This is a genomic window from Kitasatospora sp. NBC_00374 (genome assembly GCF_041434935.1).
In the GTDB taxonomy this organism is placed as follows: Bacteria; Actinomycetota; Actinomycetes; order Streptomycetales; family Streptomycetaceae; genus Kitasatospora.
The window spans coordinates 3,845,363-3,870,991 of record NZ_CP107964.1; the positions used below are offsets into that span (position 1 = coordinate 3,845,363).

The window sequence follows — 25,629 nt, forward strand, 5'->3', positions numbered from 1 at the left end:
CCGCTGCCGTGACCGCGCCCGCCCCGGCGCCGCTCAGCCGGCGATCCAGTCCTCCAGGTGCCGGTGCCGCCCCAGGCCAACGGTCTCGAACTCGTCCGCCCCGGCGCCGCCGCGGGCACCGAGCCGGCGCAGCGCCTGCGAGATCGGCGTGCCCTCGGCCGGGTCGGGGTCGTCCTCGCCGAGGTGCAGGGGCCCGAGGGTGAGCCGGCCGTCCACCCACACCGCCGCGCTCTGGCTGCCCTCGCCGCCGAAGTAGGCGGCCTCCAGATAGGCGATCGGAGCGGACTGGGACCACGCCTCCAGCCGTCGGGCGAGGCCGCCGGGGAAGTAGGCGAACCCTGTCTGCTGGGCGCCGGCGGGCTGGTGCAGGGCCGCGTGCAGCCGGTCCGTCATCGGGATCAGTGCCAGCCCCTGTTCCAGTCGCACGACCCGCGCGACCGGTACCTCCGCAGCCACCACGTTGAGCAGTTCGGCGGTTGCGGCCAGCGCGTTCAGTTCGTATGACATCTCATCATTCTGCGCATCAGGGGCGTCCGGGTCAGGAGATTAATCGAACTGGCTATCCACCGATCTGCGCCGGCGGCGCCACCCGGCCCGGCAGCCGCACGGCCCCGCGCCGGCGTGGCGAAGCGCACACGGCGGGCGGCCGGGTCCGGGCGGGCCCACGACGGGCCGCCCGCCGATGCGGCAGAGTGGGGCGGATGACGAGGACCGCACACCGCCCCACCCCCGAGGAACTGGCCGCCGCGCAGGACACCACCATCGCGGACGTGGCCGCGCCGGGGCTGCGGGTGCTGTTCTGCGGGATCAACCCCGGGCTCTGGTCCGGCGCGACCGGCCGGCACTTCGCCCGGCCGGGCAACCGGTTCTGGCCCGCCCTGTACCGGTCGGGCTTCACCCCCCGGCAGCTCGGGCCGGACGAGCAGCAGGAGCTGCCGGCCTTCGGCCTCGGCATCACCAACGTGGTGGCCCGGACCACCGCCAAGGCCGCCGAGCTGACGCCCGAGGAGTACCGGACCGGCGGCGCGGCGCTGGTCGAACGGGTCGAGCGGCTGAGGCCCCAGGTGCTGGCGGTGCTCGGCATCGGGGCGTACCGGGCCGCGTTCGGCCGCCCGAAGGCGACCGTCGGGCCGCAGCGGCACACCATCGGCGACACCCGGGTCTGGGTGCTGCCCAACCCGAGCGGACTCAACGCGCACTACACCCTGGACGGGATCGCCGCCGAGTTCCGGGCCCTGCGCGCGACGCTCTCCGAACCGGGCGACGCGTAGGCCCCGGAAGCACGGGGCCCGCCGGCCGGCCCGGCGGCCCGTCAGACGAGGCGGCCGCCGCCGTCCACGTGCAGCACGGTCCCGGTGACGTACGGACTGGCCATCGCGAACAGCACCGCCTGGACCAGGTCGTCCACGGTGCCGACCCGGCGGGCCGGGTTGCGCTCGGCGACGCCGCGCAGGAAGGCGTCCTTCTCCGCACCCAGGCCGTCCCAGCTGCCGGTGTCGACGATGCCCGGGGAGACGGCGTTCACCCGGACCGGCGCGATCTCCACGGCCAGCGCCTGCACCAGGAACGCCAGCGCGCCGTTGGTGGTCGCCATCACCGTCCGGCCGGGCGCCGGGCGCCAGGCCGCGACCCCGGAGAAGAAGGTGAACGAGCCGCCGTCGGCCGCCCGCCCGGCGAGGTGCTTGGCCAGCAGCAGCGGGCCGATCACCTTCGCGGCGAAGGCCCGCCGGACGGCCTCCGGGTCGAGCTCGGCCAGCGGGCCGTTGGCCGGCATCGCGGCGGTGGAGACCAGGTGGTCGAAGCCGCCGACCGCCGCGGCCAGCGCGGCGATCGACGCCTCGTCCGCGAGGTCCACCGGGACCACCTCGCCCCGGCCGGCCAGCTCCCCCGCGGTCCACTCCAGCTTCCGCGGGTCGGGGCCGGCCAGTACCAGGTCGGCGCCGGCCGCCGAGGCCGTCATGGCCAGTCGGCGGCCGGTGTGCGAACCGGCGCCGACCACCACGACCCGGCGGCCCTCCAGGGACGGCGGGGCCAGCGGTCGGGAGGGGGACGTGCTCATGGGAATCGACTCCTCGAAGGCGAGCGGATCGGTCACCCCGACCCTCCGCCCACCAGCACCCATGCGTCCAAGGCTTGTTTTCTCCCACTGCCATAACATCTGTGCATGGCCACCCTGCGACAGCTCGAATACCTGGTGACCGTGGTGGACACCGGCTCCTTCACCCGGGCGGCCGAGCAGCTGCACGTCACCCAGCCCGCCCTCTCGCACCAGATCCGCGCCCTCGAACGCAGCGTCGGCGGCCCCCTGCTGGAGCGCCTGCCACGCTCGATCCGGCTCACCCCCACCGGGCGGGCCGTCCTCCCGTACGCGCGCGCCGCCCTCTCCGACGCCGAACGGATGCACTCCGCCGCCGCGCGGGCCGCCGGCCTGGACGAGGGCGAACTCGAACTCGCCACCGTCTACTCGGTCAGCCTCGGCCCGCTGCCCGCGGTACTGCGCAGCTGGCGCGAGCGGCACCCCGGGGTGCGGATCCGGCTGCGCGAGTACCCGCACGCCGCCCGGCTGCAGGCCGCGATGGCGGCCGGCCGCGCCGACCTGGCCGTCGGCCCCGCCCCGGCGGGCTGGGAGGGCCCGGTCCGGGATCTGGGCGTCGAGGAGTTCGTGCTCGTGCTGCCGCCGGGCGAGCCGCCGGCCGGACCCGTGCCGTTCGCGGCGCTCGCCGACCGGGACTGGGTGCACTACGCGCCCGACAACGGGCTCGCCGAGGTCCTGGACCAGGCCTGCGCCCGGGCGGGGTTCCAGCCCCGGGTCGCCGTGCGGACCGAACAGACCGCCGCCGCACCGCTGCTCGCCGCGGCCGGCCTGGGGCCCGCGCTGGTTCCGGCCAACGTCCTCCCGCCGGGCTTCGACGGCCTGGTGGCGCGCCCCGACCCGCCCGTCCGGCGCACCCTCACCGCGTACACCCGCACCCGGCCGGACAGGCTGACCACGGCCTTCGCCGAACTGCTCGCCCAGGAGATCTGCGTGCTGCCCGCCCACCTCCGGCTCCCGGGCTGACCGCCGGCCCGCGGCGCCCCGACGCCCCGGAGTCCGTCAGCGCGTACGGCGGGCCCGGTCCAGGATCCGCAGCGGCGCCAGCAGCCCGTAGCCGACGTCCCGGCGCAGCGCCCGTACCCCGGCCCGCTCCACCGCCGTCAGCTGGTGCGCCATCAGGTCGGTCATCGTCCGGCCCACCCGCCGCAGGCCCGGATCGGCCAGCTCGACCACGTCGGCCGCGGCGTCGAGCGCGGCCCGGGCCCGGGCGCACTGGTCGGACAGCAGGGCCCGCACCGCGGCCCCGTCGCGGCCCCGCTCCAGTTCGGCCCGGGTCACGCCGTGCTCCGTGAGCCGTTCGAGCGGGATGCACAGGCGCCCCGCGGCCAGGTCCCCGGCCAGGTCGGCGAGGAAGTCCACCCGCTGCGCGGCGTCCACGAACCGGCGCCAGCCGGCGGCCTGAGCCGCGTCCGGTCCGCCCCGGTACTGGAGGCCGGTGAAGACCGTCACCCCCGGCCAGGCGTACGTGTCCAGATAGGTCTCGTAGTCCCGTTCGGTGCCGAATCCGGCGAACTGCGCCTCGGCGGTGGCCGCACCGGCCAGGAAGTCGGACACCCAGTGCGTCGGCAGCCCGCGGGCCCGCACGGCGTGCGCGTACGCCCGCAGGACGGGGTCACCGCTGTGCCCCGACTCCAGCGCCTCCTCGACCCTGACGGTCAACTCCCGCAGTCCGGTGACCCGTTGCTCCGGCGAACCGGTCTCGGCAACGTCGTCCACCAGGTTCATGAAGGCCAGGCCGCTCGCCAGGTACGGCACCAGCGGCGGGGCCGCCAGCAGCCTGAGCGCCAGGTACGGCGCCTGCTCGCGCCGCAGCACCCGCCGGGCGGCGGCCGTGTAGTCCGCCCGCCGCGCGCTCCCGGCTATCCCGGCGGCGGTCAGGGTGTTCTGCCAGCTGGGCACGGTGGCCGGGTCTCCTTCGAGGGGCGTCTGATGCCCGCCCACCGTACCCAACCGGGTCGACATCCTGTCCGGCCCGGCCCGGCCCGGCCGACACCGGGCCGCGGCAACGTCATGGCCCGGCGCCGGTGGGCCGTTCACCTACCGGGGAGCGGGAGAGCACGCGAACGTCTGACGGGTCGCCCGGCGGTGCGGACCCGTCCGACCGTCGCCCGGTGCGGGAAGCTGAACCCATGAGTGAGGACGACGCCCACGCCCTGCTGACGGCCGTGCGGGCCGGCGATCTGCCGAGGGCCCGCGAACTGCTGGCGGCAGGCGTGCCCGCCGAGCCCGCCGACGCCGCCGAGACCGACCCGCTGGTCGTCGCGGCCGCCGCGGGCGACGGCCCGATGGCCGCCCTGCTGGTGGAGTACGGCGCCGATCCCGACCGGTCGCCGGCTCTCGCCCGGGCGGCGGAGCGCGGTGCCTACGGGGTGGTGCAGGCCCTGCTCAAGGCCGGGGCCGACCCGGCGGTGCCCGACGCCGACGGCCGGACACCGCTGGAGCACGCCCGCCGGTGGCTGGGCCGCGACCCGGCGGAGGAACTGCGCCGACGGCTCGCGGCGGCGGCACCCGGCACGGTGACGGTGCGCCGCGAGGAGCAGCCGGACGGGACCACCCTGCTGACGGCGGAGCTCGTCCGGGGCACCGAGCTCCTGGCGGCGGCCGAGGTGCAGGACGGCCACGCGGCGGTCGCCTGCCTGCTGGAGGGCGCACTGGGCGTCGAGCCGCCGTTCGAGGAGCTCGCGGCCCGCGCCCTGGCCTGCCCCGGCACCGAGCACCCCGGCTGGTGGGAGCCCGTACGGATGCTGCACACCAGGGGCGGGGAGCCGGCGTTCCGGGGCGCGGAGCGGCTGTGCGGGGGCAGTGCCCGGGAGCGGGAGTTCGGGGCGGACGTCCTCGCCCAGTTCGAGTACGAGTCCCGGGAGCGACCGCACGCCGCGCAGGTGCTGGCGCTGCTGCGGCGGATGGCGGCCGAGGAGCGGGATCCGGACGTGCTGCAGTCGGTGCTGGCCGGGCTCGGCCACCAGCGGAACCCGGCGGCGCTGCCGGAACTGGCCCGGCACGTCCACCACCCCGACCCGCGGGTGCGGCACACCCTCGCCTTCGCTCTGGTCGGGCTGCTCGACCTCGACCATCCCGGGGCGATGGACCCGGTGACGGTGCTGCTCGCCGACCCGGACGAGGGTGTCCGCGACTGGGCCGCCTACGCGCTGGCCTCGGTCGAGGGCGACACCCCGGCCGTCCGGGAGGCCCTGGCCGGGCTGCTCGACGACCCGGCCGACCCCGTCGTCGCCGAGGCCGCCCGCGGCCTGGCCCGCCGCGGCGACCCGCGCGCGGTGGCCCCGCTGCTGCGGCTCCTCGCCGAGAGCGACCCGGCCGGCTACGGCTGGGACATCGCCCTGGAGGCCGCCGAGAACTCGGCGGACCCGCGGCTGCGGGCGGCCGCCCGCACCGCGACCGCCGGCACCTGGGCCGAACTCCGGTCCGACGAGCCGGGCTGACCCGGCGTCACGCCTTCCCGTCCGGCCGCCGGCCCGTGGGGCCCGCGCCTCACCAGCCGGCGAAGCGCTGGTCCGAGTCGACCACCTCACGCCCGAGCGGCATCAGCGAGATCGGGATCATCTTGAGGTTCGCCCAGCCGAACGGGATCCCGATGATCGAGACGAACAGCGGGATGCTGGTCGCGATGTGCGCGAGCGCCAGCCACCAGCCGGCGAACACCAGCCAGATCACGTTGCCGATGCAGGATGCCGCCCCGGCGTCCGCCCGCACCACCGTCGTCCGGCCGAACGGCCACAGGACGTACCCGGCGATGCGAAAAGAAGCAATTCCAAATGGAATTGTAATAATTAGAATGAAGCAGATAATTCCGGCAATTGCATACGCGATGGCCATCCAGATACCGCAGAAGATCAGCCACAGGACGTTCAGGATGCCTTGGATCACCGTCATGAGAACAGCCTCCCACCAGTAGCGGCCGCTCGCCCGCGACCACGCCCGGCCGGGCCGCCGTCCACGTGGGACGGCGAGGTGCGCGGCGGCCGCACGGGCAAGCGCTCCCCGGGAGTGTTCCCCTCGACGGCCGCGGCCAATGACGACGACCGCATCCGCCGCCCTCCGCGCCGGACGGTGTGCCGAGCGGGCGCGGCCGCACGGCCGGCGGGCGGACGGCGCCGCGGTTCAGGGCGCGGGCGCCTTCTCCAGGCTGATCGCGGGCGGCTCGTCGGCGGGGCCGGCGCGCAGGCCGCGGATCCGTTCCTGGAGCCGGATCGAGGTGTCCCGCAGCCGCTGCGCGCGGTCGGCCCGGACGCCGAGGTCCGCCGGGGCCACCTCCACCACCGGCACGCCGTGCGCCTTGGCCGTCGCGATCAGGCTCTCGGCGGCCTGCGGGGCCGCGGCCAGGGCGGCGGCGGCGAACAGCCCGCCGGAGAGCTGCTTCGGACGGCCCAGCAGGTTCTTGTGGACGAGCTCGCAGGGCAGGCCGCGGTCCTCCCGCTCGGCCGCCTCGATCGCGGCCTGGACCAGGGTGAGCAGGCCCTCCGCCAGCCTGGTCACCACCCACTTGCGGCCGGGAACCGGCGGCAGGAGGTCCAGGATCCGGTCGACCTCCTTGTCGACCACGACGTCCGGCAGCAGGTCTGCGGTGCTGTGCAGCCGGAGCTCCAGCACCTTGTCCCAGGCGACCTCCGAACCGTCGAAGCCGACCGTCTCCGGGCCGATCACCACCTGGCCGAGGTCGTCCAGCAGGTGCAGCAGCCGGACGGCGGGCGAGGGGACCTTCGGGTGGCTGCCGATCAGCGCGGCGATCGAGACCTCCCACGGCTCGACGGCCGGCGCCTGCGGTGGCGGCACCGCGGCCAGCGCCCGCCGGGCCCAGTCGCCCTCCCCCGCCTTGGCCCGGACGCTCCGCCCCGCCTGTGCGGCGCTGCCGAACACCCCCGTCGCCTTCCGCCCGAGCTCCTGCGCCGTGTCGCGCACGCCCATGGCCACTCCCCCCGTCCGACCCTCCGTTCCCGCCAGCGTACGGGTGACGGCTATTTCCCGTCCGTCGCCTCGCGGGCGCTGGCGGCGGCCCGTTCGAGCAGGACGGCGCGCTCGCGGGCGTTGCGGGTGAGCGCGGCGGCCCGTTCGAACTCGGCGACGGCCTCGGCGTGCCGACCGAGCCGGGCCAGCAGGTCGCCGCGGACGCCGGGCAGCAGGTGGTAGCCCTGCAGCGAGGGTTCGCCGACGAGCCGGTCGGCCAGTTCAAGGCCGGTGGCGGGGCCGAAGGCCATCCCCAGCGCCACCGCGCGGTTCAGCTCCACCACCGGGGAGGGTGCGCGCTCGGCGAGCGCGGTGTAGAGCGCGGAGATCCGGACCCAGTCGGTGTCCTCGGGGGTGCGGGCCCGGGCGTGGCAGGCGGCGATGGCGGCCTGCAGGGTGTACGGGCCGGGCGGGGTGGCCAGTCCCCAGGCCCGGTCGAGGGCGGCCAGGCCGCGGTGGATGAGCAGTTGGTCCCAGCGCCGCCGGTCCTGGTCGAGCAGCAGGACGGGTGCGCCGTCCGGGCCGGTCCGGGCCGCCGAGCGGGAGGCCTGGAGTTCCATCAGGCCGACCAGGCCGTGCACCTCGGCCGAGTCGCCCATCAGGCCGGCAAGCACCCGGCCGAGCCGCATCGCCTCCTCGCAGAGCGCCGGCCGCATCCAGTCGTCGCCGGCGGTGGCCGCGTAGCCCTCGTTGAAGACCAGGTAGATCACCTCCAGGACGGAGGCGAGCCGGACGGCCAGTTCGGCGCCCTCCGGGACCTCGTACGGCACCTCGGCCCGGGCCAGCGTGCGCTTCGCCCGGACGATGCGCTGCGCGACGGTGGCCTCGGAGGTGAGGAAGGCGCGGGCGATCTCGTCCGTCCGCAGGCCGCCGATCACCCGGAGGGTCAGCGCGGTGCGGGCCTCGGTGGAGAGCACCGGGTGGCAGGCGGTGAAGACCAGCCGCAGCAGGTCGTCCTCGATGGCTTCGCCGAGCGCCGCGGCCGGATCCTCGGTGCCCGTCTGCTGCCCGGTCTCCAGTTCCTGGCCGACCTGGGCGAGCTTGCGCGCGTAGCTCCGCTCGCGGCGGATCAGGTCGATCGCCCGGTGCTTGGCGGTGGCCGTCAGCCAGGCGCCCGGGTTGGCCGGGACGCCGGCCTCGGGCCACTGCTCCAGGGCGGCGACCAGGGCGTCCTGGGCGAGTTCCTCGGCGGTGCCGAAGTCGCCGACCAGGCGGGTGAGCGCGGCCGTGATGCGGGCGGACTCGATGCGCCAGATGGCGTCGACCGCCCGGTCGGCGGCGCTGCGGTCGGCAGGCGGTGCGGGGGGACCGGATGCGGGGGGACCGGATGCGGGGCGGTCGGCTGCGGGGGTGTCCGAGGCTGTCACAGCCCCTCATCAGAGCAGTTTCCGGCCCCGGACACCCGTGGAAACGCGGTCAGCCCCGGATCGGCCGCTGGTTGGCCTCGCGCCAGGCCTGCTCCTTCTCCAGCGTTTCGGCGGAGACGGCGTCGGCCGGGAAGTCGGAGGCCTCGAAGATCGGCCGGACCTCCAGCGTCTCGCCGTCGCGGAACGGCACCCGGGAGGCCCACTCGATGGCCTCCTCGCGCGAACTGACCTCGATCACCCAGTAGCCGGCCAGCAGTTCCTTGGTCTCGGCGAACGGGCCGTCGGTGACGGTGGGCTTGCCGCTGCCGGAGAACGTCAGCCGCACGCCCTTGGAGCTGGGGTGCAGGCCGTCGCCGGCGAGCATGACGCCCGCCTTGATCAGTTCCTCGTTGTACCGGCCCATCTCGGCGATCTCCTCGGAGGTCGGCAGCACGCCGGCCTCGGAGTCGGCGTTGGCCTTGACCAGCATCATGAATCGCATCGTCTGCTCCCTCGTCCTGGGCCCGGTGGGCCCGCTCGGTGCCTTCACCCCGTACGTCGAACGGGCGGTGGCCGGTTCGACAGGCGGTCGAAGATTTTTCCCAGGTCCTCCCCGGCGCCTACTTCTGCTCCGGCGCCGCCGGCTCGCCCGTGTTCTGCAGCCGGTCGAGCTCCGCGATCGCCGGGTGGTGGAGGTCGAAGGCCGGGCACTCCGAGCGGATCCGCGGCAGGGTGACGAAGTTGTGCCGGGGCGGCGGGCAGGAGGTCGCCCACTCCAGCGAGCGGCCGTAGCCCCAGGGGTCGTCGCCCTCGACCCTGGCGCCGCTGCGGCGGGTCAGCCAGACGTTGTACAGGAACGGGAGGGTGGACAGGCCCAGCAGGAACGAGCCGATGGTGGAGACCGTGTTGAGCGTGGTGAAGCCGTCCGAGGCCAGGTAGTCGGCGTAGCGGCGGGGCATGCCCTCGGCACCGAGCCAGTGCTGGACCAGGAACGTGAGGTGGAAGCCGACGAAGAGCGTCCAGAAGTGGATCGCGCCGACGCGCTCGTCCAGCATCCGGCCGGTCATCTTGGGCCACCAGAAGTAGAAGCCGGCGAACATCGCGAAGACCACCGTGCCGAACACCACGTAGTGGAAGTGGGCCACCACGAAGTAGCTGTCCGAGACGTGGAAGTCGATCGGCGGCGAGGCCAGCAGCACCCCGGTGAGCCCGCCGAAGAGGAAGGTGACCAGGAAGCCGATGCTCCACAGCATCGGCGTCTCGAAGCTGAGCGAGCCGCGCCACATGGTGCCGATCCAGTTGAAGAACTTCACCCCGGTCGGGACGGCGATGAGCAGCGTCATGATCGAGAAGAACGGCAGCAGCACCTGCCCGGTGACGAACATGTGGTGCGCCCAGACCGTCACCGAGAGCCCGGTGATCGCGATGGTGGCGGCGATCAGGCCGGTGTAGCCGAAGATCGGTTTGCGGCTGAAGACCGGGATGATCTCGGTGATGATGCCGAAGAACGGCAGCGCGATGATGTAGACCTCGGGGTGGCCGAAGAACCAGAACAGGTGCTGCCAGAGCATCGTCCCGCCGTTGACCGGGTCGAAGACGTGCGCGCCGAACTTCCGGTCCGCCTCCAGGGCGAGCAGCGCGGCGGCCAGGACGGGGAAGGCGAAGAGCACCAGGATGCTGGTGAAGAGGATGTTCCAGACGAAGATCGACATCCGGAACATCGTCATGCCGGGCGCCCGCAGGCAGACGATGGTGGTGATGAAGTTGACCGAGCCGAGGATCGTCCCGAAGCCGGAGAACGCCAGCCCCATGATCCACATGTCGCCGCCGACGCCGGGCGAGTGCAGGGCACCGGACAGCGGGGTGTAGGCGAACCAGCCGAAGTCCGCGGCGCCGTCCGGGGTCAGGAAGCCGCCGACGGCGATCAGCGAGCCGAACAGGTAGAACCAGTACGCCAGCGCGTTCAGCCGGGGGAAGGCCACGTCGGGCGCGCCGATCTGCAGCGGCATGAACCAGTTGGCGAAGCCCGCGAACAGCGGCGTCGCGAACATCAGCAGCATGATCGTGCCGTGCATCGTGAACGCCTGGTTGAACTGCTCGTTCGTGACGATCTGGGTGCCCGGCCGGGCCAGTTCGGCCCGCATCACCATCGCCAGCACCCCGCCGACCAGGAAGAACGCGAACGAGGTGACCATGTACAGGGTGCCGATCTGCTTGTGATCGGTCGTGGTCAGCCAGACGGCGAGGGCCCGGCCCCGGCGGGCCCTGCGGACGGCGCGCCGGCGGGCGCGCTGGGTCGGAGGGCGGGACGGGGAGCTCAGGTCCTCCTGGGGCAGAAACGTCACGGCGGCGCACCTTCCGCGCCCGGCCCGGGCCGGGGTGCTCGACGGCTGATCCCGCAAGCACTACCAGCCGCCGTACGGGGATGCCCGGGACGCGCCGGGCCCGCCCCGTCCGGTACCCCGGGAAGCGCAACCGGCCGTCGGGCGTGCCCCGGGGATCGCCGGACCGGGCCTCGTCCGGCGAGGGCCTAACGCCCCGCCAGCTTCTCCAGCCGGGCGATCCGCTCCCGCATCGGCGGGTGGGTGGAGAACAGCCGGGCCCCGAACTCCCCGGGCCGGAACGGGTTGGCGATCATCATGTGACTGGCCGTCTGGATCTGCGGCTCGGGCGGCAGCGGGAGCCGCCGGGTGCCGGCGTCGAGCTTGCGCAGGGCGCTGGCGAGGGCCAGCGGATCCCCGGTGATCCGGGCACCGTCGGCATCGGCCTGGTACTCGCGGGAGCGGCTGACGGCCAGCTGGATCAGCCCGGCCGCGAGCGGCCCGAGGATCATGATCAGCAGCATCCCGAACAGGCCGGGCCCGTCGTCGTCCTCGCTGCGGCCGAACGGGATCAGCCAGGCGAAGTTGACCAGGAACATCACCACCGAGGCGAGCGCGCCCGCCACCGAGGAGATCAGGATGTCGCGGTTGTAGACGTGGCTCAGCTCGTGCCCGAGCACCCCGCGCAGCTCGCGGTCGTCCAGCAGCTGCAGGATGCCGTCGGTGCAGCAGACCGCCGCGTTGCGCGGGTTGCGGCCGGTCGCGAAGGCGTTCGGCGCCGGGGTGGGCGAGATGTACAGCCGGGGCATCGGCTGGCGGGCCGCGGTGGAGAGCTCGCGGACGATCCGGTACAGCTGCGGAGCCTCGATCTCGCTCACCGGACGGGCCCGCATGGCCCGCAGGGCGAGTCGGTCGCTGTTCCAGTAGGCGTACGCGTTGGTGCCGATCGCGACCAGCAGGGCCACCAGGAGGCCGGTACGGCCGAAGAAGCTGCCGATCACCAGGATCAGCGCCGACAGCCCGCCGAGTAGTACAGCCGTCCTCAACCCGTTGTGCCCGCGGTGCACGCCAGACCCTCCAAATGGTGCGCGAGGGAGCCGTCCGTCCATCCCTCTGCCCAGCTCAACGGCAGGGCGGGCCGGGTTCGTTCCCTTGTGCACCGGACGCTACCGGCCGCCGTGCGGCCCGGCAGGTCAGAACAGGCTGCCGGAGACCACCTGGAGGACGAGCTGCGGGGCGAGGGACAGCACGGCCGCGCCGACGGCGGTCAGGCCGAGGGTGGCGGCCAGCGGGCCGGGCACCCGGGGCGCCGCGGGCGACCCCTCGGCGGGGGCGAACAGCTTCGCCGTCCACAGCAGGTAGTAGTAGAGCGCGATCGCCACGTTGGCGGCCATCACCACGGCCAGCCAGCCGAGCCCGGCGTCGACGGCGGCCCGGAAGACCACCACCTTGCCGAACAGGCCGATCACGCCCGGCGGCAGGCCCGCCAGGCAGAGCAGGAAGAAGGCCAGCGCGAGGGCGCTCCAGCGGTGCCGGGTGAACAGGCCGCGATGGTCGTCCAGCCGGGTGGCGCCGGAGCGCTGGACGACCGCGACCACGCCGAAGGCGCCCAGATTGACCAGGCCGTAGATCAGCGCGTACGCGACGGTCGCGCCGAGCGGCTCGCCCGAACCCGCGTAGCCGGCGGCGGCCACCGGGACGAGCAGGTAGCCGGCCTGACCGACCGAGGACCAGGCGAGCAGCCGTACCGCGCTGTGCTCGGTGCCGGAGCGCTGGCGCAGCGCGCCGGCGTTGCCGACCGTCATGGTCAGCGCGGCGAGCACGGCGAGGGCCAGCCCCCAGGTGTGCCCGTACGGGCGGAACGCCACGGTGGTGACCAGCGCGAGGCCGGACAGACCGGAGGCCTTGCCGACCACCGAGAGGTAGCCGGCCACCGGCAGCGGGGCGCCGGTGTAGGTGTCGGGCACCCAGAAGTGGAACGGGACGGCGGCGACCTTGAACACGAAACCGACCAGGGTGAGCACGGCACCGGCCTCGGCCAGCGGCTTGAGCTGTGCGGGCGCGTGCAGCAGGCCGTCCGCGATCGTGGCGAGGTGGACGGAGCCGGTCGCGGCGTAGACGAAGCTGACGCCGAGCAGCATCACGGCGGTGGCGGTGACCGAGGACAGGAAGAACTTGAGCGCGCTCTCGGCGCCGCGGCCGTCGCGGCGCAGGCCGACCAGGGCGAAGGCGGGCAGCGAGGCCACCTCCAGGGCGATGATCAGCGTCGCCAGGTCGCGGGAGGCGGGCAGCAGGGCGGCGCCGCTCGCGCTGGACAGCAGCAGGAACCAGTACTCGCCGCCGGGCAGCTTCTCCTCGTCCACGGTGTGCAGCGACAGCAGCGCGGCGATCAGCGCGCCGCCGAGCGCGAGCAGCTGGAAGGCCAGCGCGAAGTGGTCGGCCACGTAGGAGCAGGCGCCCGCGCCCTGCAGGCAGAAGGTCGACCGGGTCTCTCCCCGGGTCAGCGGGAGCAGCGCGGCGAGCGCCAGCACCAGCCCGCCGACGGAGGCCCAGCCGAGGGCCTTCCTGCTGCGCTCGGGCAGCAGGAGGTCGGCCAGCAGCACGGCCAGCGCTGCCAGGGCCGCGACCAGCGGGGGCGCGACGGCCACCCAGTCGACGGACTGGATCAGGCGGCCCGGGTCGGTGACGGCGAGTGAGCTCATGGCGGGCTGCCCCAGGAGATGAGTGCCGGGCGGGGTGCTGAGCACGGGTCAGCCACCCCCGAGGAGGTTCTTGACGGCCGGGTCGGACAGGCTGAGCAGCAGGGCGGGCCACAGGCCCGCGACCACGGTGAGCGCGGCCAGCGGCGTCCAGCTGACGGCCTCGTAGCGCTGCAGGTCGGGCAGGTCGGCGACGAGGGCCGGCTGCTTCGGGTCGCCCATGCAGACCCGCTTGACCACGACCAGCAGGTAGGCGGCGGTGAGCAGGGTGCCGAGGCCGGCCAGCACCAGGTAGGTCAGGAAGGCGGGGCGGGACAGCCCGGCGGCCGGGTCGAAGGCGCCGAACATGGCGAGCAGTTCGCCCCAGAAGCCGGCCAGTCCCGGCAGGCCCAGGCTGGCGACGGCGGCGAAGGCGAGCAGGGCGCCGATCCGCGGTGCCCGCCCGTACAGCGCCGCGCCGGTGGCCCCGGCCAGGGTGTCGAGGTCGGCCGTGCCGTAGCGGTCCTTGACCGCGCCGACCAGGAAGAACAGCAGGCCGGTGATGAGGCCGTGGGCGATGTTGGCGAACAGCGCGCCGTTGACGCCGGCCGGGGTGAGCGAGGCGATGCCCAGCAGGACGAAGCCCATGTGGCCGACCGAGGAGAAGGCGATCAGCCGCTTGAGGTCGCCCTTGGCGCCCGGGCGGGCCAGCGCGAGGCAGGCCAGCGAGCCGTAGACGATGCCGACGGCGGCGAACGCCCCCAGGTACGGGGCGAAGGTGGTCGCGCCCTCCGGCACGATCGGCAGCAGGACCCGGACCAGGCCGTAGGTGCCCATCTTGAGCAGCACGCCGGCGAGCAGCACCGAGCCGACCGTGGGCGCGGCCGTGTGCGCGTCCGGCAGCCAGCTGTGCAGCGGCCAGGCGGGCGCCTTGACGGCCAGGCCGACCAGGACGGCGAGCGCGGCGACCACCTGGGTGGTGTGGCTGAGGCCGCGGCCGTGCGCCTCGGCGAGCGCGGTCATGTCGAAGGTCCCGGCGTCGAGACCGATCAGCAGGAAGCCGAGCAGCATCACGGCCGAGCCGAGCAGGGTGTAGAGGATGAAGCGGTTGGCCGCCGGCACCTTGCGTCCGCTGCCCCAGCGGGCGATCAGGAAGTACATCGGGATCAGCACGATCTCGAAGGCCAGGAAGAACAGCACCAGGTCCAGCACCGCGAAGGTGGCGAGCATGCCGACCTCCAGCAGGAGCAGCAGCCCGGTGAAGGCGCGGGCGCTCGGGACGCCGTCGCCGCTCGGCAGCCGCTTGGTGGAGTACACCGCGCAGAGCAGGGTGAGCAGCGCGGTGAGCACGATCAGCGGCAGTGAGATGCCGTCGACGCCGAGGTGGAGGCGGACGCCGATGGCGGGGATCCAGGCGACGTCGGTGACGGCCTGCATCCGGCCCGGCTCGTCGTGGTCGAAGCCGGCCGCCAGGGCGACGGTGAGGGCCAGCACCGCGCCGGTGACGCCGACGCCGAGCCACAGCGCGCGCCGGTCGGCGGTCCGCGGGTCGCGGCCGAGCGGGGCCAGGGTGGCGGCGGCGCCGAGCAGCGGCAGCACCAGGAGGGCGATGAGGACTGCGTTCATCGGGTGCTCCAGATTCGTCCTGCGGGCCGGCGGGGTGTGCGGTGAGGGGTCATGAGCCGACCGCCACCAGGACGGCGAGCAGGACGGCCCCGGCGAGCAGGGCGCTCAGGTAGGTCTGGGCGTTGCCCGTCTGGGTCCGGCGGACCAGCCACCCGAGCAGGTTGGCGCCGTTTCCCGCACCCCGGACGTAGGTCTCGACGACCTCGCGGTCCAGGAAGCGGACGAGCCGGGCGGCGGCGGCCGTCGGGCGGACGAACAGCGCGCTGTACAGCCGGTCGACGCCGAAGCCGTGCTGCGCGGGCCCGTGGAGCGGGCCGAGCAGGATGCGCCCGGGGTCGGCGGGCAGGGCCTCGACGGCCGGCGGGCCGGCCTGCTCGGGCACCCGTTCGGCGCCCGCCGGGCGGACGGCCGCGCGGGCGGTGGCGGAGCGCCAGGCGGCGTACGCGATCAGGATGCCCGCGACGGCCAGGCCGGTGCCGATCACGGCGGTGGCGGTGGAGGGCCGCAGCGAGCCGCCGTCCAGCAGTTCGGGCAGCCAGTCGGTGCGCAGGCTCGTGATGCCGAAGGCCATGGTCGGGACGGCCAGCACCCACAGCGGCCAGCGCATCGCGGGCGGCTCGGCCTGGCCCGGGTCGGCCTCGTCCGGCTCGGGCGAGTACGGCGCGCCGGGCTCGGGGGCCGTGGCCGCGCCGGGGACGTCCTTGCCGTGGAAGGCGACCAGCCACATCCGGGTGGCGTAGGCGGCGGTGAGCACCGCGGTGAGTCCGGCCGAGAGCAGCACGATCCAGCCGGCCGCCGCGGGCACCGCCGAGGCGGGGGCCAGGCCGTTGGTGAGCGCCTCGCCGGTGGCGGCGTGCTCGGCGGCGGTGAACACCGCCTCCTTGCTGAAGAAGCCGGAGAACGGCGGCAGGCCGACCAGGGCGACCAGGGCGATGCCCATCGTCCAGTAGGCGTCCGGGACGCGGGCGCGCAGGCCGGACATCCGGGACATCGCGGAGATGGAGTTGGTGTGCGCGGCGTGGATCACCACACCGGCGGCCAGGAACAGCAGCGCCTTGAAGGCGCCGTGGCTGACCAGGTGGAAGACGGCGGCCTCACGGTCGCCGGAGGCCAGCGCGCCGGCCATGTAGCCGAGCTGGCCGACGGTGGAGTAGGCGAGCACCCGCTTGAGGTCGTCCTGGGCCAGGGCGCACAGCGCCGAGCCGACCATGGTGACGGCCGCCATCACCGACAGCACCACGAGGGCGGCGCCGGAGAGCAGGAAGACCGGCATCAGCCGGGCCACCAGGTAGATGCCGGCGGCGACCATGGTCGCCGCGTGGATCAGCGCGGAGACCGGCGTCGGGCCGGCCATCGCGTCCGGGAGCCAGGTGTGCAACGGGAACTGCGCGCTCTTGCCGGCCACCCCGGCGAGCAGCAGCAGGGCGGTCAGGGTGGGGTGGCCGAGCCGGCCCTCGCCGGCGGCGGTCAGCACCCCGTCGATCCGGAAGGTCCCGGCGTCGGCGCCCAGCAGGAAGATGCCGAACAGGAACGGCACGTCGCCGAGCTTGGTGACCAGGAAGGCCTTCAGCGAGGCGGAGCGGGCGTCCGCGGTCTCCCAGTGGTGGCCGATCAGGAAGTACGAGCAGATGCCCATGATCTCCCAGCCGACCAGCAGCACGATCAGGTCGCCGGAGTACACCACCAGGAACATCGCGGCGGTGAACAGCGAGACCAGCGCCGCGTACGAGGGGTAGCGCGGGTCGTCCTTGAGGTAGGCGGTCGAGTAGACCTGCACGCAGGTGGCGACCAGGCCGACCAGGACGGAGATCAGCGAGCTGTAGCCGTCCAGGTGGAAGGCGAGCCAGATGTCCGGGCCGCCGGTCGGGGTGAGCCGGGTGGCGACGTCGAGGCTCTGGCCGGTGCCCAGCTGGAGTGCGACCACCAGGGCGAGCACGGCGGACGCGGCGACCGGCAGGATCGCCAGCGGCCGGGCGAAGCCGGGGGCGCGGCGGCCGGTGGCGAGGGTCGCGACCGCGCCGAGCGCGGGCAGCACGGGGACGAGGACGGGCAGCGCGAGGTTCATGCGGCGGGCTGGCCCTTCAGCTCGGCTCCGGCGGGCTGTGCGGCGTCCTCGGCCGGGTCGCCGAGCGCGGTGATCCGGTCGACGTCGGCGGTGCCCCTGGTCCGGAAGACCAGCAGCACGATGGCCAGGCCCAGGCCGATCTCGGCGGCGGCGATGGTGATGGTGAACAGGGTCAGCGCCTGTCCGGCGTGCAGGGTGTCGCGCAGCCAGGCGTCGAAGGCGACCAGGTTGAGGTTGACGGCGTTGAGCATCAGCTCCACCGACATCAGCACCAGGACGACGTTCCGCCGGGCGAGCACGCCGTACACGCCGACGCTGAACAGCAGCGCGGCGAGGACGGCAGGGTAGGCGAGATGCATCGGTGGTCAGCGCTCCTGCGTCGGGGCGGTGGACGAGGCGGGGCGGCCCACGGCCTTGCCGGCCCGGAGCCTGCCGTCGCGGGGCTTGGGCACTCGGCCCTTACCGGTCCGGGACAGCACGATCGCGCCGACCAGGGCGGCCAGCAGCAGGACGGAGAGCGCCTCGAAGGGCAGCACCCAGTGCCGGAACAGGCTCTCGCCGGTGGCCCGGGTGGAGCCGCCGCCCGTCGAGAGGTCGACCCAGGCGGAGCGGAAGGCGTCCGTCACCAGGGTGACCAGGGTGGCGGCCGCGGCGAGCGCGACCCCGAGGGCGACCCAGCGGTTGCCCGAGTCGGCGTCCGGCGAGCGGCCGATCGGCGCCCTGGTCAGCATCAGGCCGAAGAGCACCAGCACCACGACCGAGCCGAGGTAGATCAGCACCTGGACCCAGGCGATGAACTCGGCGGTCAGCAGCAGGAACTCGATCGCCAGCCCGCCGAGCGCCACCACCAGCCACAGCGCGGCGTGCACCAGCTGCCGGGTGGTCACCGAGATCACCGCGGCGCCGAGCACCACCAGCCCGACCAGCAGGAAGACGATCTCGACACCGGTCGGGGAGAGGAAGGAGCGCGCGGCCGGATCCAGCGATCCGGCGGCGGCGAGCAGACGGCCGGTCACTGCTGGTCCCCTTCCGACGCGCCCGCCTCGGCCTCGGGCTCGGCGGCCGCAGCGGCGGCGGCGGCGAGCTTGTCGGCGGCCTTGTGCGCCATGCCGATCTCCTTGGGCTCCTCGGCCCCCGGGTCGTGCGCGGGCGGCGGCGGGACGGTCCACATCCACTCGCGGAGCCGGTCCCGCTCGTGGGTCAGTTCCAGGATGTCGGTCTCCGCGTACTCGAACTCCGGCGACCAGAACAGCGCGTCGAACGGGCACACCTCGATGCAGATCCCGCAGTACATGCAGAGCGAGAAGTCGATCGCGAACCGGTCGAGCACGTTGCGGGTCCGGGCCCGGGCGTTCGGGTCGGCGGCCGGCAGCGTCTCCTTGTGGGAGTCGATGTAGATGCACCAGTCGGGGCACTCACGGGCGCAGAGCATGCAGACGGTGCAGTTCTCCTCCAGCAGCGCGATGACGCCGCGGGTGCGCGGCGGCAGGTCGGGCTGCACGTCGGGGTACTGCGCGGTGACGGTCTTCTTCGTCATCGTCCGCAGTGTCACGGCCAGGCCCTTGGCCAGGCCACTTCCTGGAATCCGCATCAGGAGATCGCCACCTTGATGATGCCGGTGAGGGCCAGCTGGAGGAGCGCGAGCGGGATCAGCCCGGTCCACGCGAACTTCATCAGCTGGTCCTCGCGCAGCCGGGGGTAGGTGACCCGGAGCCAGATCACCACGAAGGCCAGCGCGAAGGTCTTGAGCAGCGTCCACAGCCAGCCCAGGCTGTCGGACCACGGGCCGTGCCAGCCGCCGAGGAAGAGCACGGCCGTCAGCGCGGAGACCACCAGGATGCCCGCGTACTCGGCGAGCAGGAAGAGCGCGAAGCGCAGGCCGGTGTACTCGGTGTACGCGCCGAAGATGATCTCGGAGTCGGCCACCGGCATGTCGAACGGCGGTCGCTGCAGCTCGGCCAGGCCGGCCGTGAAGAACACGAAGGCGCCGATCGCCTGCCACGGCAGCCACCACCAGTGGAACTCGTCCACGATGCCGGTGAGCGAGACCGTGCCCGCCGCCATCGCCACCGAGGCCGCGGCCAGCAGCATCGGCAGCTCGTACGACATCAGCTGGGCCGCCGTGCGCAGGCCGCCGAGCAGCGAGAACTTGTTCGCCGAGGCCCATCCGGCCATCAGCGAGCCGAGCACGCCGATCCCCATCACGGCCAGGACGAAGAACAGCCCGGCGTCCACGGCCTGGCCGACCAGCCCGTCGGGGCCGATCGGGATCGCCAGCAGCACCACCAGGTACGGCAGCAGCGCGACGGCCGGGGCCAGCTGGAAGACCTTGCGGTCCGCGCCGGCCGGGACGATGTCCTCCTTCTGCGCGAACTTCACACCGTCGGCGACCAGCTGCGCCCAGCCGTGGAAGCCACCGGCGTACATCGGGCCGAGGCGGCCCTGCATGTGCGCCATCGCCTTGTGCTCGGTCTGGCCGATCACCAGCGGGATGGTAAGGAAGGCCACCAGGGTGCCGAGGCAGCGCAGCAGCGTGTCGATCAGGCTCACGCGCTGTCTCCGTTCCGGTCCGGCGTCTCGGGGGTTGCGGGTGTCTGCGGCGCCTCGGGCCCGGCCTCGGGCTCGGCTTTCGGCTCCGGTTCCGGTGACGGCTTCGGCGCGCTCCCGGGCTCCGGTGCCGGCTCCGGCTCGGCCGGCCCGTGGGCCGGGACGGGCGAGTGCCAGGGGGCGTCGGAGGACTGGGTGCGGGCGGTCCCCGCCGGGCGGTCCGCGGCCGGCGCGGCCTCGGCGCCCGGCGCGCCGCCGTCCGCGGCCTGGCTGGTGGAGCCCTCGCTCACACTCCTGGTGCGGCGCGGCCGGTCGGCCCGGACCTCCGGGGCGGCCGGGGCCGCCTCGGGAGCCTCGGCGGCGGGGGCCTGCGTCTGGCTGACCGAGCCCGCGTCGACGCTGCGGGCCCGGCGCGGCCGGACCTCGCCCGCCTCGGCTCCCGCCGCGGCGGCACGCGGGGTACGGGCGGCGGCGCCCGCACGGGCACCGCGGGCCGGGCGCTCGGCGACCGGCGGCAGGGTGCCCTTGAGCGGCCCCCACTCGTTCGGGTCGGGGACGCCCGGCGGCTGCATCTTGCGGCGGGCGGGCCCGTCGCCCTCGGACTCGCCGGGCTCCTTGGCGCCGGGCCAGGCCTTGGCGACCCGGGCCGCCAGGACGAAGTCCTTGCGCAGCGGGTGGCCCTCGAAGCCGTCCGGGAGCAGCAGGGTGATCAGGTGCGGGTGTCCGGCGAACCCGATGCCGAACATCTCGTGGGTCTCGCGCTCGTGCCAGCCGGCGCCCGCGAAGACCTCGACGGCGGTCGGCAGGACGGCCTTGTCGCGCGGGATCCGGGTGCGCAGCAGCAGGTGGCGGACGGTCGGCTCGCCGAGCGCGGCCAGGTGCGCCGACACGGAGTAGCCCTCGGCGAGCTCGTCGACGGCGCTCAGCCAGTCGAAGTAGCTCAGGCCCAGGGTGTCCCGGGCCTCGGTGAGCGCCTCGATCCAGTGCTCGGCCGGCACGTCGACGGTCAGCAGTTGGTACGCCTCGGTGGCGGTCGCCCACGGGCCGATCGCGGCGGCGGTCTCCTCGGGGGTGCGGGTCACTGGGCCGCCTCCCCGGGGCCGGCCACCAGCGGGCGGCGCAGGGCTGCCGCGGGGGCGGCGTAGCGCTCCGGCAGCGACTCCGCGGCGATCTTCTCCTGGAGCTTGAGGATGCCCTGGAGCAGCGCCTCGGGCCGCGGCGGGCAGCCGGGCACGTAGACGTCGACCGGGATGATCTGGTCGACGCCCTTGGTGACGGAGTAGGAGTCCCAGTAGGGACCGCCGGAGTTGGAGCAGGCGCCGAAGGAGATCACGTACTTGGGCTCGGGCATCTGCTCGTACAGGCGCTTGACGGCCGGGGCCATCTTGTCCGTGACGGTGCCCGAGACGATCATCAGGTCGGCCTGGCGGGGGCCGGGCGCGAACGGGATGACGCCCATCCGGATGAAGTCGTGCTTGGCCATCGAGGCGGCGATGAACTCGATCGCGCAGCAGGCCAGGCCGAAGTTGAAGCACCAGAGGCTGTAGCGGCGGCCCCAGTTGAGCACCACCTTGACCGGGTCCGGAGCGAGCCGGGCCAGCGGGCCGAGGCGGCGCTGCTCGACGGCCGCGCCGGGGCGCGACGGGTCGGGGATCCCCAGCGGAACGGGCCCGTCGGCACCGTGCGAGTGGGTCACGTCCATTCCAGAACGCCCTTCCTCCAGGCGTAGAGCAGCCCGACCGCGAGGAAGCCGATGAAGACGAACATCTCCACCAGCGTGGCCACGCCGTATCCCGCGGCGGCGAAGACCGTCGCCCACGGGAACAGGTAGATCGCGTCGACCGCGAAGATCACGTACAGGAACGCATAGACGTAGTAGCGGACCTGGGTGTGCGCCCAGCCCTCGCCGACGGGGTCGACGCCGCACTCGTAGGTCAGCATCTTCTCCGGCGAGTACACGACCGGCCGGAGCAGGCGGTTGGCGGTGAACGCCACCGCGACGAAGAGCACGCCGATGACCGCCAGCAGGCCTACCGCCGCATACGCGTCGAAGTAGCCACTGCCCACGGCAGGGTCGGCAGCGACCAGCTGCCCCTCCATGCGTTCGCCTCCACATCGGGCGGCCCGGCCGGGCCCACGGCCCGGCGGATCACCGCTCTTCTTTACACACCCATAACCATCGCTCAGGCGTGAGTCTAAGTGCACGGCCCGGCCGCTCCACCACCTGCCCGACCCGCAAGACGGCCGGTGGACACACCACCGGTCCTGGCCAGGCCCGATGGGGGTGGGGTTATCCCCAGGGCGGGGACGGAGATCACCCCCATGGTCCGGCGCCCGGGCCTACCGGGATGCTGGTGGCACCTGGTCGAGCGAGAGGGTGGGAGTCGGATGGACACCGCGGAGCACCGGTCGGCGGAGCCTCGCCGCCCGTCGTTGTACGGGGCGCAGTTGTGGGGCCAGGTCCAGCATCTGCTGCTGAACCTGCCGGTCGGCATCGTCGGTTTCGTCTTCACCGTGGTCACCCTGAGCGTGGGCCTGGCCCTGTCGGTGACCGTGCTCGGGCTGCCGCTGCTGGCACTCGGGCTGGCCGGCTGCCGCCGGCTGGGCGCGCTGGAGCGGACCAGGGCGCGGGTCGCGCTCGGCGCCACGGTGCCGGAGCCCGCGCCGCTGCTGCAGCGCCGCAACGGGATCTCCGGCTGGGTGATCGCGGCGCTGACGGACGGGCTCTGCTGGCGGTCGGCGCTCTTCAACGTCCTGCTGCTGGTCTGGGGGCTCCTCAGCTTCACGGTGACGCTGGTCCTGCTGGTGGTCGGCTGGCCGGTGCTGCCCTGGGTGACGCGCTGGATGTCCGCGCTGGAACGGATGCTGGTGGACAGCCTGCTCGCGCAGAACGCGCTGGCCCGGCGGGTGCACGAGCTGGAGGAGGACCGCGGGGCCGTGGTGGACACCGCCGCCGCCGACCTGCGCCGGATCGAGCGCGACCTGCACGACGGGGCGCAGGCCCGGCTGGTCGCCCTGGCGATGGACCTGGGCCTGGCCAAGGAGAAGCTGGCCGAGACCGACACCCCCGAGGGGGTGGCCGCCGCCGCGAAGATGGTGGGCGCGGCGCACGGCGAGGTGAAGCTGGCCCTGCAGGAGCTGCGCGACCTGGCCCGCGGCATCCACCCGGCGGTGCTGACCGACCGCGGCCTGGACGCGGCGCTGTCGGCGGTGGCCGCCCGCTGCACCGTCCCCGGCGGGGTCAAGGTGCACGTCGATCTCAGGGGCGCCGAGCGGCCGGACTCGGCGGTGGAGGGGATCGCCTACTTCACCGTCAGCGAGTTGCTCACCAACATCTCCAAGCACGCCCGGGCGGGCTCCGCGACGGTGGACGTCTGGCGGGCGGAGGACCGGCTGATGCTGCTGGTGCAGGACGACGGCCAGGGTGGTGCGGCGGCCCATCCGGGCAGCGGGCTGGCCGGGCTGGCCGAGCGGATCGGCGCGGTGGACGGGGTGTTCCTGGTGGAGAGCCCGGCCGGCGGCCCGACCGGGGTCACCGTGGAGCTGCCCTGGCGGACCAGGGCCGCCCGCTCCTGACCCGGCCTGCTCCGGCACCGGCGCGGAGCCCGTTCGGGCCCGGCGGTCCGCCTCCCTTGCGCGGTGCGGTTCGCCGGGCCCGAGTTCCTGTGCGCCCTCGCCGCTACAGGGTGCCGAGGGTGACGTCGACGGTCTTCGTCTGCCCGTCCCGCTGATAGGTGACGGCCTCCTTGGCGCCGGGCTGCAAGGTGGCCAGCACCGTGGTGAGCGAGCCGATGGTGGTGATCGGGGTGTCGCCCAGCTTGGTGATCACGTCGCCGGCCGCGAGACCGGCCGCCTCGGCGGCGCCGCCGGAGACGACGCTGACGATCGCGGCGCCGGCGGGCTGGAAGTCGCTGTCGAAGTACGTCCGGGCGGTGATCCCGAGCGCGGCCCGGCCGGAGTTGGTCACCGTGCCGCTCTTGATCAGCTGGTCGGCGATGTTGGTGACGGTGGCGGCCGGGATGGCGAAACCGATCCCGGCCGCCGCGTTCCCGTTCAGCTCCTGGTCGACGGCGGCCAGGGTGTTGATGCCGATCACCCGGCTGTCGAGGTTGACCAGGGCGCCACCGCTGTTGCCGGGGTTGATGGCGGCCGAGGTCTGCACCATGTTGCCGATGGTGGCGCCGGGCGAGTTCGGGCTCTGCGGCTCGGTGACGGTCCGCCCGGTGGCCGAGACGATGCCCTGGGTGACGCTGCTGGACAGGCCGAGCGGGCTGCCCATGGCCAGCGTGATCTGGCCGACCTCGACCTTGCCGCTGTCCCCGAAGGCGGCCGGTTTGAGGCCGTTCGGCACGTCGGAGAGCCGGATCACCGCCAGGTCGGACTCCGGGAAGGTGCCGACCAGGGTGGCGTCGAAGGCCTTGCTGCTGTTGGCCAGGGTGACGGTGAAGGTGGTGGCGCTGCCGACCACGTGCGCGTTGGTGACGATGTCGCCCTTGTTGTCGTAGACGATCCCGGAGCCGAGACTGTCGCCGGCGGTGATCTGGACCACCGAGGGCAGCACGTCGGCGATCACCCGCTGGTAGTCCTCCTGGAGCTGGTGGGTGCCGGAGGGCGCGGCGGAGGCGCTCGCCGAGGAGCCGGAGGACGAGGCGGCGGCCGACGAGGAGGACGCGCCGCCGGAGCACCCGGTGAGCGCCAGGCCGACCAGGGCGATCACGGCGCCGGCGCCGAGCACGGCCTTGGGCCCGGTCGGTCGGGGTCCGGCCGGGATCGGGCGGGTCGGTTCCTTCTTGGGGCGCACCTGAGCTTCCTCCGGTTCGTGTGTACCGCGGTCGGCAGGCGGGGGTTTCGGCGTCTCAGAGCACCGCAACAGGCCGAACTTTGTCAGCATTTCACCTTTATGTCCGGCCCCCGGGGAAGACGCGCCGCCCGCGCCCGCCCACGCCCCGGCGGTCCGGACCCGGCATAGGATGCGGCTATGACTTGGCTGATCACGGGTGGAGCCGGCTACATCGGCGGGCACGTCACGCAGCAGCTGGTCGAGGCCGGCGAGCGGGTGGTGGTGCTCGACGACCTGAGCAGCGGCGCGGCCGGCCGGCTGCCGGCCGGCGTACCGCTGGTGGTCGGCTCGACACTCCAGCGGGGCGTCGTCGACCGCGCCATCGCGGAGCACGGCGTCACCGGCGTGCTGCACATCGCCGGCAAGAAGCAGGTCGGCGAGTCCGTCGCCGAGCCGCTGCGGTACTACGAGGAGAACGTCGAGGGCCTGCGGATGGTCCTGGAGGCCGTGGTCGCGGCGGGCGTGCCCCGGGTGCTGTTCTCCTCCTCCGCCGCCGTCTACGGCATGCCGGACGTCGACCTGGTCACCGAGCACACGCCCTGCGAGCCGATGAACCCGTACGGCGAGACCAAGCTGGTCGGCGAGTGGCTGCTGAAGGCCGCCGCCCGGGCGTACGGGCTGTCCACCGTCTCGCTGCGCTACTTCAACGTGGCCGGCGCCGCCTCGCCCGAGCTCGCCGACGAGGGCGTCACCAACCTCGTCCCGATGGTGTTCGAGCGGTTGACGGCCGGCCTGCCCCCGCGGGTCTTCGGCGCCGACTACCCGACCCCCGACGGCACCTGCGTCCGCGACTTCATCCACGTCGCCGACATCGCCTCGGCCCACGTCGCGGCCGTCAAGAAGCTCGACGCGGCCACCGGGCAGGTCGGGCTGACCCTGAACATCGGCCGCGGCGAAGGGGTCTCGGTGCACGAGATGCTCGCCGTGATCGCCAAGGTCACCGGCCACGACACCACCCCGGAGATCACCCCGCGCCGCCCGGGCGACCCGGCCCGGGTGGTCGCCTCCGCCGACCTGATCCACCGGGAGCTGGACTGGTCGGCCGCGTACGACGTCGAGACGATGGTCGCCTCCGCCTGGGAGGGCTGGTGCGCCCGCCGCCCGCAGGCCCGCCGGCGCTGACGGGTCCGACGGGTCCGACGGGTCCGA

The 25,629-nt window shown here is 74.0% G+C and carries 25 protein-coding genes; 5 read left to right on the plus strand and 20 right to left on the minus strand.

Annotated elements, in window-relative coordinates; all coding sequences use genetic code 11:
* Positions 1 to 33 precede the first annotated feature (33 nt).
* Positions 34 to 507 (minus strand): hypothetical protein, encoded by a 474-nt coding sequence (locus OG871_RS17160; protein ID WP_371497666.1) that lies wholly within the window; start codon positions 505 to 507, stop codon positions 34 to 36.
* Between the two features lie 194 nt (positions 508 to 701).
* Between OG871_RS17160 and mug the strand changes: the two genes are divergently transcribed.
* Entirely contained in the window at positions 702 to 1,271 is a 570-nt protein-coding gene (gene mug, locus OG871_RS17165) for a G/U mismatch-specific DNA glycosylase (protein ID WP_371497667.1), read from the plus strand.
* A gap of 41 nt (positions 1,272 to 1,312) precedes the next feature.
* Here the strand turns inward: mug and OG871_RS17170 are convergent, their stop codons facing one another.
* Complete coding sequence (locus OG871_RS17170; protein WP_371497668.1) at positions 1,313 to 2,059, minus strand: SDR family oxidoreductase; 747 nt, start codon at positions 2,057 to 2,059, stop codon at positions 1,313 to 1,315.
* 105 nt (positions 2,060 to 2,164) lie between these two features.
* Between OG871_RS17170 and OG871_RS17175 the strand changes: the two genes are divergently transcribed.
* Complete coding sequence (locus OG871_RS17175) at positions 2,165 to 3,058, plus strand: LysR substrate-binding domain-containing protein (protein WP_371497669.1); 894 nt, start codon at positions 2,165 to 2,167, stop codon at positions 3,056 to 3,058.
* A gap of 36 nt (positions 3,059 to 3,094) precedes the next feature.
* Here the strand turns inward: OG871_RS17175 and OG871_RS17180 are convergent, their stop codons facing one another.
* The gene (locus OG871_RS17180) at positions 3,095 to 3,994 is read right to left on the minus strand and encodes a squalene/phytoene synthase family protein (RefSeq protein ID WP_371497670.1); all 900 of its coding nucleotides are present in this window, start codon (positions 3,992 to 3,994) and stop codon (positions 3,095 to 3,097) included.
* A gap of 230 nt (positions 3,995 to 4,224) precedes the next feature.
* Here OG871_RS17180 and OG871_RS17185 point away from each other — a divergent pair, with 230 nt between their 5' ends.
* On the plus strand, positions 4,225 to 5,535 hold the full coding sequence (locus OG871_RS17185) for a HEAT repeat domain-containing protein (RefSeq protein WP_371497672.1): 1,311 nt from the start codon (positions 4,225 to 4,227) through the stop codon (positions 5,533 to 5,535).
* A 49-nt stretch (positions 5,536 to 5,584) separates the two neighbouring features.
* Here the strand turns inward: OG871_RS17185 and OG871_RS17190 are convergent, their stop codons facing one another.
* The 16 genes from OG871_RS17190 to OG871_RS17265 form a co-directional block, all read right to left on the minus strand.
* Complete coding sequence (locus OG871_RS17190; RefSeq protein WP_371497673.1) at positions 5,585 to 5,986, minus strand: YccF domain-containing protein; 402 nt, start codon at positions 5,984 to 5,986, stop codon at positions 5,585 to 5,587.
* Positions 5,987 to 6,214: 228 nt separating this feature from the next.
* On the minus strand, positions 6,215 to 7,018 hold the full coding sequence (locus tag OG871_RS17195; protein ID WP_371497674.1) for a hypothetical protein: 804 nt from the start codon (positions 7,016 to 7,018) through the stop codon (positions 6,215 to 6,217).
* 50 nt (positions 7,019 to 7,068) lie between these two features.
* A complete protein-coding gene (locus OG871_RS17200; RefSeq protein WP_371497675.1) occupies positions 7,069 to 8,424 on the minus strand; it encodes an RNA polymerase sigma factor in 1,356 nt (451 codons plus the stop codon).
* 49 nt (positions 8,425 to 8,473) lie between these two features.
* Entirely contained in the window at positions 8,474 to 8,905 is a 432-nt protein-coding gene (locus OG871_RS17205; RefSeq protein ID WP_371497676.1) for a YciI family protein, read from the minus strand.
* A gap of 118 nt (positions 8,906 to 9,023) precedes the next feature.
* Positions 9,024 to 10,724: a cytochrome c oxidase subunit I gene (gene ctaD / locus OG871_RS17210; RefSeq protein ID WP_371503336.1), complete on the minus strand. Its 1,701-nt coding sequence runs from the start codon at positions 10,722 to 10,724 to the stop codon at positions 9,024 to 9,026.
* 209 nt (positions 10,725 to 10,933) lie between these two features.
* A complete protein-coding gene (gene htpX / locus OG871_RS17215; RefSeq protein ID WP_371497677.1) occupies positions 10,934 to 11,791 on the minus strand; it encodes a zinc metalloprotease HtpX in 858 nt (285 codons plus the stop codon).
* A gap of 126 nt (positions 11,792 to 11,917) precedes the next feature.
* Positions 11,918 to 13,426: an NADH-quinone oxidoreductase subunit N gene (locus tag OG871_RS17220; protein WP_371497678.1), complete on the minus strand. Its 1,509-nt coding sequence runs from the start codon at positions 13,424 to 13,426 to the stop codon at positions 11,918 to 11,920.
* A 48-nt stretch (positions 13,427 to 13,474) separates the two neighbouring features.
* Positions 13,475 to 15,028: a NuoM family protein gene (locus OG871_RS17225; RefSeq protein ID WP_371497679.1), complete on the minus strand. Its 1,554-nt coding sequence runs from the start codon at positions 15,026 to 15,028 to the stop codon at positions 13,475 to 13,477.
* Between the two features lie 49 nt (positions 15,029 to 15,077).
* Positions 15,078 to 17,093: an NADH-quinone oxidoreductase subunit L gene (locus tag OG871_RS17230; protein ID WP_371497680.1), complete on the minus strand. Its 2,016-nt coding sequence runs from the start codon at positions 17,091 to 17,093 to the stop codon at positions 15,078 to 15,080.
* Positions 17,090 to 17,452, minus strand: a complete 363-nt coding sequence (nuoK, locus tag OG871_RS17235) for an NADH-quinone oxidoreductase subunit NuoK (protein WP_371497681.1) — start codon at positions 17,450 to 17,452, stop codon at positions 17,090 to 17,092. Before nuoK ends, OG871_RS17230 begins: the two co-directional genes overlap by 4 nt.
* 6 nt (positions 17,453 to 17,458) lie before the next feature.
* Complete coding sequence (locus tag OG871_RS17240) at positions 17,459 to 18,109, minus strand: NADH-quinone oxidoreductase subunit J (protein WP_371497682.1); 651 nt, start codon at positions 18,107 to 18,109, stop codon at positions 17,459 to 17,461.
* A complete protein-coding gene (locus OG871_RS17245) occupies positions 18,106 to 18,684 on the minus strand; it encodes an NADH-quinone oxidoreductase subunit I (RefSeq protein ID WP_371497683.1) in 579 nt (192 codons plus the stop codon). Before OG871_RS17245 ends, OG871_RS17240 begins: the two co-directional genes overlap by 4 nt.
* Positions 18,684 to 19,637 (minus strand): NADH-quinone oxidoreductase subunit NuoH, encoded by a 954-nt coding sequence (gene nuoH, locus OG871_RS17250; protein WP_371503337.1) that lies wholly within the window; start codon positions 19,635 to 19,637, stop codon positions 18,684 to 18,686. The genes OG871_RS17245 and nuoH overlap by 1 nt, the downstream gene beginning before the upstream one ends.
* Before the next feature lie 2 nt (positions 19,638 to 19,639).
* Complete coding sequence (locus OG871_RS17255) at positions 19,640 to 20,722, minus strand: NADH-quinone oxidoreductase subunit C (protein ID WP_371497684.1); 1,083 nt, start codon at positions 20,720 to 20,722, stop codon at positions 19,640 to 19,642.
* Complete coding sequence (locus OG871_RS17260; RefSeq protein ID WP_371497686.1) at positions 20,719 to 21,342, minus strand: NADH-quinone oxidoreductase subunit B; 624 nt, start codon at positions 21,340 to 21,342, stop codon at positions 20,719 to 20,721. Before OG871_RS17260 ends, OG871_RS17255 begins: the two co-directional genes overlap by 4 nt.
* Complete coding sequence (locus tag OG871_RS17265; protein WP_371497687.1) at positions 21,333 to 21,740, minus strand: NADH-quinone oxidoreductase subunit A; 408 nt, start codon at positions 21,738 to 21,740, stop codon at positions 21,333 to 21,335. The genes OG871_RS17260 and OG871_RS17265 overlap by 10 nt, the downstream gene beginning before the upstream one ends.
* A 288-nt stretch (positions 21,741 to 22,028) precedes the next feature.
* Here OG871_RS17265 and OG871_RS17270 point away from each other — a divergent pair, with 288 nt between their 5' ends.
* Positions 22,029 to 23,216, plus strand: coding sequence for a sensor histidine kinase (locus OG871_RS17270; RefSeq protein WP_371497688.1), 1,188 nt, complete (start codon positions 22,029 to 22,031; stop codon positions 23,214 to 23,216).
* Between the two features lie 103 nt (positions 23,217 to 23,319).
* Here OG871_RS17270 and OG871_RS17275 read toward each other — a convergent pair whose 3' ends face one another.
* On the minus strand, positions 23,320 to 24,375 hold the full coding sequence (locus OG871_RS17275) for a S1C family serine protease (RefSeq protein WP_371503338.1): 1,056 nt from the start codon (positions 24,373 to 24,375) through the stop codon (positions 23,320 to 23,322).
* 243 nt (positions 24,376 to 24,618) lie between these two features.
* Here OG871_RS17275 and galE point away from each other — a divergent pair, with 243 nt between their 5' ends.
* Positions 24,619 to 25,602: a UDP-glucose 4-epimerase GalE gene (gene galE / locus OG871_RS17280; protein WP_371497690.1), complete on the plus strand. Its 984-nt coding sequence runs from the start codon at positions 24,619 to 24,621 to the stop codon at positions 25,600 to 25,602.
* The last annotated feature ends 27 nt before the right edge of the window (positions 25,603 to 25,629 follow it).